Annotated in this window: 2 protein-coding genes; both read left to right on the top strand. The window is 74.7% G+C overall.

The features are described 5' to 3' along the window. Nucleotides 1–90 precede the first annotated feature (90 nt). Complete coding sequence (locus ACGFIW_RS33690) at nt 91–6,435, top strand: acyltransferase domain-containing protein (RefSeq protein ID WP_393324589.1); 6,345 nt, start codon at nt 91–93, stop codon at nt 6,433–6,435. Further along, a partial coding sequence (locus ACGFIW_RS33685) for a beta-ketoacyl synthase N-terminal-like domain-containing protein (RefSeq protein WP_393324586.1) occupies nt 6,432–6,697 on the top strand: 266 nt, incomplete at its 3' end. The genes ACGFIW_RS33690 and ACGFIW_RS33685, both read left to right, overlap by 4 nt.

Below are 6,697 nucleotides of genomic sequence, written 5' to 3'. Positions count from 1 at the left end.
GCCCTCACCGCCCTCACCACCAACACCCCCCACCCCCACCTCACCCACCACCACACCCCACCCACCACCACCGCACACATCACCTTCCTCGTGCCAGGCCACGGCACACCGCTGCGCGGCGCCCTGGCCGAGCTCTACCAGAACGACCCACTCATCACCGCGGCGCTGGACTCGCTCGCCGACGCGGCCGGGCCGGCCGGCAAAGCGGGGATCAACGTCCTGCTCGACCCCCCGAACGGATCCGCGGAGCGCGAGGACCCACGCCACACCCAGTCCGCGCTCTACGCGCTGGCCTGGACACTGGCGGCCTGGTGGCGGGCGCACGGGATCGTCCCGCAGACCGTCCTGGGACACAGCGCGGGCGCGTACGCGGCGGCCGCACTCGCCGGAATCGTCTCGCCGCGCGACGGCGCCCGGCTCAGCGCCGTACGCGGAAACCTCATCGCGGACCTGCCGGGGGACGGCACGATGCTCGCGGTGTTCGGCGACCCGGCACGCCTGGCCAGCCTGACACCCGTCGCCAACGGCACCGTCCACGTTGCCCTGCGCAACAGCCCCCGGGAGACGGTCGTCGCCGGACCGTCCGACGCCGTCGAGGAGTTCGCGGCGCTGGCGGCGGACGAGGGCCTGCGCACGGTACGGCTGTCCGTGCCTGTCGCCTTCCACACCGCGCAGGTGGAGCCGATGCTCGGCGCGCTGGGCGAGGCATTCACCCAGACCGTCCTGCGACCGGCCACGGTGCCGTTCGTGTCGGACACCACCGGGCTGCTCGCCGGGCCCGAGGTGTCCACCCCGGAGTACTGGGTGCGGCACAGCCGCGCGCCCATCCACTTCGACGAGGCCCTGCGCACCGCCCTGGACCGGGGAACGACGATCCTCATCGAACTGGGACCGGGCGGTCTGCTCTCCTCGGCGGCGGCGGTCGCGGCCGCCAGCGGCGCCGAGTGGACCTGCGTCCCCTCGCTGCCCCGGACGACCGAACCGCGCCGGCGACTGGTCGAGGCACTCGCACGGACCTGGGTCGCCGGCGGGCCGGTCGACTGGTCGCCGCAGACGACCCGTCCGGAGGTGCTGCCGGACCTTCCCCGGTACCCCTTCGAACGCCGCGAGTACTGGCTCCCGACACAGCGTCCGGCCAGCCCGGCCACCGTCCAGGCCGACCCGGGCACTGTCCAGGCCAGCCCGGCCACCGTCCAGGCCGACCCGGGCGCTGTCCAGGTCGGCTCGGCCAACGGCACGGGAGGCTCGGCCACGCACGCGCGCCCTCCCGCGCCGCGGCCTCTCCCCGTCGCGGCGGCGGGCGCGGACCCGGCCCGGGTGGGCGACCTGGTCCACCGGTTGCAGGCCGAAGTGTCGGCGGTGCTCGGGCTGCACCGCCCGGAGCAGCTCAGCCCCGACATCGGCCTGTTCGACCTCGGGCTCACCTCGGAGATGACCCTGCGGATCCGTACGCGCCTGGAGGGTGAACTCGGGCGGAGACTGCCGGTGACCCTGGTCTTCGACCACCCCACGATCCGCCGGCTGGCCGAGTACCTGGCCCGGATCGAGCCGTCCCCGGTCGACGCCCGGGTGCCCGTACCCGCCCCCCGCCCGGCCGTCGAGCCCGCACCGCGCGCACCGCGACCCGGCACCGCCGAACCGCTCGCGATCGTCGGGATGGCGTGCCGACTGCCCGGCGGTGCGGTCGATCCCGACTCGTTCTGGCGACTGTTGAGCGACGGGCGCGATGCGACAGGCGACGTGCCCGACGACCGCTGGGACACGCCGGCCCGGTCCGACGGCGCCGCCTCGTACGGACAGCGCGGCGGCTTCCTGGAGAGCCCGGTCGACGGGTTCGACGCCGCCGCCTTCGGCATCTCGCCCCGCGAGGCGCGCAGCATGGACCCGCAACAGCGGCTGCTCCTCGAGGTCTCCTGGGAGGCGCTCGAAGACGCCGGCGTCCGGGTCGAGACGCTCGACGGCTCCGCGACCGGCGTGTACGTCGGCATCAACACCTCCGACTACCTACAGCTACTCGCGGCGCACCCGGCCGCCGCCGACGACCCGTACCTGGCCACCGGCAACACCTTCAGTGTGGCGGCCGGGCGCCTGTCGCACCTGCTGGGCACGCACGGCCCGAGTCTCGCCGTGGACACGGCGTGTTCGTCCTCGCTCGTCGCCGTGCACCTGGCCGCCCGCAGCCTGCGCTCCGGCGAGACGGACCTGGCGGTCGTCGCCGGCGTGAACCTCATGCTGTCCCCGCTGACCACGGCGAGCCTGACCCGGATGCGCGCGCTGGCCCCGGACGGGCGGTGCAAGTCCTTCAGCGCCCAGGCCGACGGGTACGGTCGCGGCGAGGGCTGCGGAGTCGTCGTCCTCAAACGGCTCGCCGACGCGCAGGCCGCCGGTGACCAGATCTGGGCGCTGGTCCGGGGTTCCGCGGTCAACCAGGACGGTCGCAGCGCCGGGCTGACGGTGCCGAACGGGCGCGCGCAGGTCGCGGTGCTGCGCGACGCGCTGCGCGACGCGGGGGTACGGCGCGAGGAGGTCGGCTACGTCGAGGCGCACGGCACCGGCACACCACTCGGCGACCCGCTGGAGATCAGCGCCCTGGTCGACGCGCTGCGGCCGGAATCCGATCGCCACGACGCGCTCTGGGTCGGCTCGGTCAAGACCAACATCGGGCACCTGGAAGCGGCAGCCGGGATCACTGGTCTGATCAAGGTGGCGCTCGCCCTGCGCCATCGACAGATCCCCGCCCACCTGCACTTCGAACAGCCGAGCCCGCACATCCCGTGGGGGGAGATCCCCGTCCGGATTCCCGCGCGGCCCGTCGAGTGGGAGCCGCGGCACGGTTCACGGATCGCCGGAGTCAGCTCGTTCGGCTTCAGTGGCACCAACGCGCACGTGCTGCTGGAGCAGGCGCCCGAGTCCGCGCAAATGCCGGAGTCCGGGCCGTCCCCGTCTCGCCCCGACCAGCCGGACGCCCAGTTGCTGCTGTTGTCCGCGCACTCACCCGAGGCGCTCGACGACACGGCCGAGGCGTACCGGCGGATGTTCGAGCAGGCGCAGGACGGCGCGTTGGTCCTCGCGGACGTGACCCGCACCGCCGCGCTGCACCGCACGCACCTGCCGTACCGGCTGTCCGTGGTCGCCGACTCCGCGAAGCGGGCGGCGGACCTGCTGGCCCGGTCGGCGGAGGCCGGGCGCGGCGTGCGCGATACGGGCGCCGGCGGGCGGGAGAACCGCAACGGCGTCCGCCGTGGCGTCGCACGCCGCGACGGCCGCGATCGGCTGATCGTCGTCTACTCCGGGCAGGGCTCGCAGTGGCCCGGCATGGGCCGCGCCCTGGCCCGCCATCCTGCCGTGGACGAGGTCATCGAGCGCTGCGACGCGGTGGTGCGCCGGCTCGCCGGCTGGTCGCTGCGCGACGAGTTGTTCGCCGGTCCGGAGCGGTCGCGGCTGGACGACACGGTCGTCGCCCAGCCCGCGATCTTCGCCGTCCAGGCGGCGATCACCCAGGTGTGGCAGTCCTGGGGTGTACGGCCCGATGCGGTGATCGGCCACAGCGTGGGAGAGATCGCCGCCGCCTACGCGGCCGGCTGCCTCACTCTGGAACAGGCCTGCGAGGTCGCGGTACGACGCGCGGCAGCGATGGGCGCGACCCGGGGCGGCGGGATGATGGCGGTCGTCGGGCTCGACCGGCGGGAGGCCGCCGAGGCGATTGCGCCCTACGGCGCGGCGGTGTCGATCGCGGCGGTGAACAGTCCACGCAACACAGTCGTCGCGGGCACCCACCCGGCCATGGTGGAGCTGGCGGGTGCGCTCCGCTCCCGGGGCGTGTTCTGGTCGATCGTCCAGGAGGAGTACGCGTTCCACACGCCCGCGATGGCGGACTCCGCACAGGCGCTGCGCGCGCAACTCGGGGATCTCGCGGCGGCACCGCCGACGTTGGCCGTGTACTCGACGGTGACCGGCGGGCCCGCGGAGCCTGGCTTCGCCGATGCCGACTACTGGGCGCGTAACGTCACCGGACCTGTGCTCTTCACCGAAGCGCTGCGCGGGGCCGCGGGGGCGGCCCACCACGTCGTGCTGGAGGTCGGCGCCCACCCGGCTCTGGCGACCCCCATCCTGCAGTGCCTGGACGGGTACGGGACCGGGGTCGTCGCGGTCGAGTCGATGCGCGCGCACCACGACGGTCGCACGTCGATGCTCGACGCCGCGGGAGCGCTGCACGTCCTCGGCCACCCGCTGGACCACGCGGCGCTGCAACCGGGCGACGGCCGACGGGTCCGGCTACCGAGCTATCCCTGGCAGCGGGAGCGGTTCTGGATTCCCGATCGGCCGGCCTGGCCCCGACCCGCGCGGGGTGCGGAGTCCTCCGCACCGGCCGCCACGTCGAATGGGCGTACCCGGCAGCAGAGCGGTGCCGAGCGGGACGTCCAGAACGACGTCGACGCGTCCCTGTACGAGGTCGCCTGGCAGCCCGACTCCCGGGATCCCGCCTCGGCGAACGGCACCGGTGGTTCCGGGGACGCCGGCCGCTGGGTGCTGACCGGTGCCGGCCCGGACGGCGTCGCGGACCGGCTGGCCGCGCACCTCGAGGCGGCGGGTCACACGTGTGTCCTGGTCCGCTCGGAGACGCTGAGCCCAGACGACGGGTTCTCCGCCGTGGCGGAGGCGATCCGCGGTGCCGGCGACGCACTGCGCGGTGTCGTCCACCTTGCCGCACTGGACGCCGACCCGGCCCTGCGCACGCCGGGGCCGGAGTGGAACGAGGCGCTGAGCACCTCGTGCGGCCCGCTCCTGACCGCGCCGCGATCGTTGTCGGCACCCGGCATCGCGGCCGGCGCGCGCCTCTGGGCGGTCACCCGCGGCGCCGTCCCGGCCGGCGACGCGCCGTGCGTGCCGGTGCTGGCACCCGCGTGGGGGCTCGGACGGGCCGTGTCGATGGAGCAGCCGGGCATCTGGGGTGGCCAGATCGATCTCGATCCGCGGTACCCGGACCCCGACGCGGAGGCCGCGACGATCGCTCGCGAGATCCTTCATCCGGACGCCGAGGACCAGGTCGCGTACCGCGCCGGACAGCGGATGGTGCCCCGGCTGGTACGAGTCGACACCGGCCGGAGTCCCGGCGACGTCGTGTCCACGCCCCGCACGCTCGACCCCGAGGCCGCGTATCTCGTCACCGGCGGTCGCGGCGCCCTGGGCGTGCTGTTCGCCGAATGGCTGTACCGACGCGGAGCGCGGCACCTGGTCCTGCTGGGACGCGGCCCGCTGGCGCGGGAGGGGACAGCAGCCGGGCAGGCCGACCCGGCGGACGCCGAACGCCACACCCTCGCCGCCATCGAACGGCTGCGCCGCGACGGTGCCACGGTGTACACCCCGGACGGCGATGTCGCCGACCCCGTGGCGATGCGCGCGGTCTTCGACCCGCACCGCGCACCGTGGCCGGCCGTCCGTGGGGTGATCCACGCCGCGGGCCTGTTCGAACTCCGGCCGCTGGCGGACATCGACTGGGCCGGGTTCCGCACGATCCTGCGACCGAAGGTCGAGGGCACGCTCGTCGTTGCCGCCGCCGCCGAGGACGCCGCGCTCGACTTCTTCGTGTCCTGCGGCTCGGCCTGGTCGGTCTTCGGGGCCGCGCTCGCCGGGCACCTCGTGGCCGCATGCCACTTCCAGGACGTCTTCGCGCACGACCGCGCGCAGCGCGGCTATCCCGCCCTGACCGTCGACTGGGGCTGGTGGGCCGACGGCTCACTCGCCCGGGAGCACGGCGAGTCCTTCCGGGCCACCGGAACCGCGCCGGTGAGCCGGGACCTCGGCTTCGCCGCGCTGGACCGACTCACCGGTGTGGCTCCCGACGAGGCCCCGATCCGGTGTCAGGTCGCGGTTGCCCCGTTGGACTGGAACAGGCTGCTTCCGGTGCTGGAGGCGAAGCGCTCGCGGCCGATGTTCGCCACGATGCGCCCGACCGGCGAGACGGGCGGCACCCACGACGAGGAGTTCGCCCGCCGACTGCGTGCGGCCGGCGACTCGACGGCCGGCGTCCGGATGCTTGAGGACGCCGTACAGGTCGAACTCGCGGTGGTCCTCGGTCGGCAGTCCGGGTCCCGGATGGACCGCGAGCTCGGCTTCTTCGACGCCGGGATGGACTCGATCACCAGCGTCGAGTTGCGCGACCGGCTCGCCCGGCGGCTGGGCACCGATGTGCCCGCCACCGCGGCCTTCGAGAACCCCACGGTCGCGGCCCTGGCCAGATTCCTGCTGTCGGAGCTGATCGGCGGGCCACCGGAGGCACCGGTCCCGTCCCCGAACGGCGCGACCGGGCCGGCGCCGCACCCGGCCGAGCCGGCGGTGGACCTGGCCGGGCTGGAAGCGGAGCTCGCCCACCTGAGCGAGGACGACCTGTTGGGGCTCCTGAGGCAGGAACTGGACACGGGAGGCACCGCATGAGGGCCGTCGACGCGACCGCAGCGCCCGAGGAGCGGGACAGTCGTTCGGAACGCGAGGACCTGCTCCGGCGGGCGCTGCTGGAGTTGCGGGTGGCGCGGGCCGAGGCCGCCGCCCTGCGGGCGGCGCGCACCCAGCCGATCGCGGTGGTGGGGATCGGGTGCCGTTTCCCCGGCGCCGACGGCCCGGAGGAATTCTGGCGACTGCTCACCGAGGCCCGCACCGCCATCACCCCCATCCCCGCCGACCGCTGGGACAACGACCG

The sequence above is a fragment of the Micromonospora sp. NPDC048935 genome (genome assembly GCF_043197875.1).
Classification (GTDB): Bacteria; Actinomycetota; Actinomycetes; order Mycobacteriales; family Micromonosporaceae; genus Micromonospora.
The sequence above is the reverse complement of the archived record's forward strand: the minus strand, read 5'-3'. Positions and strand labels throughout refer to the sequence as shown.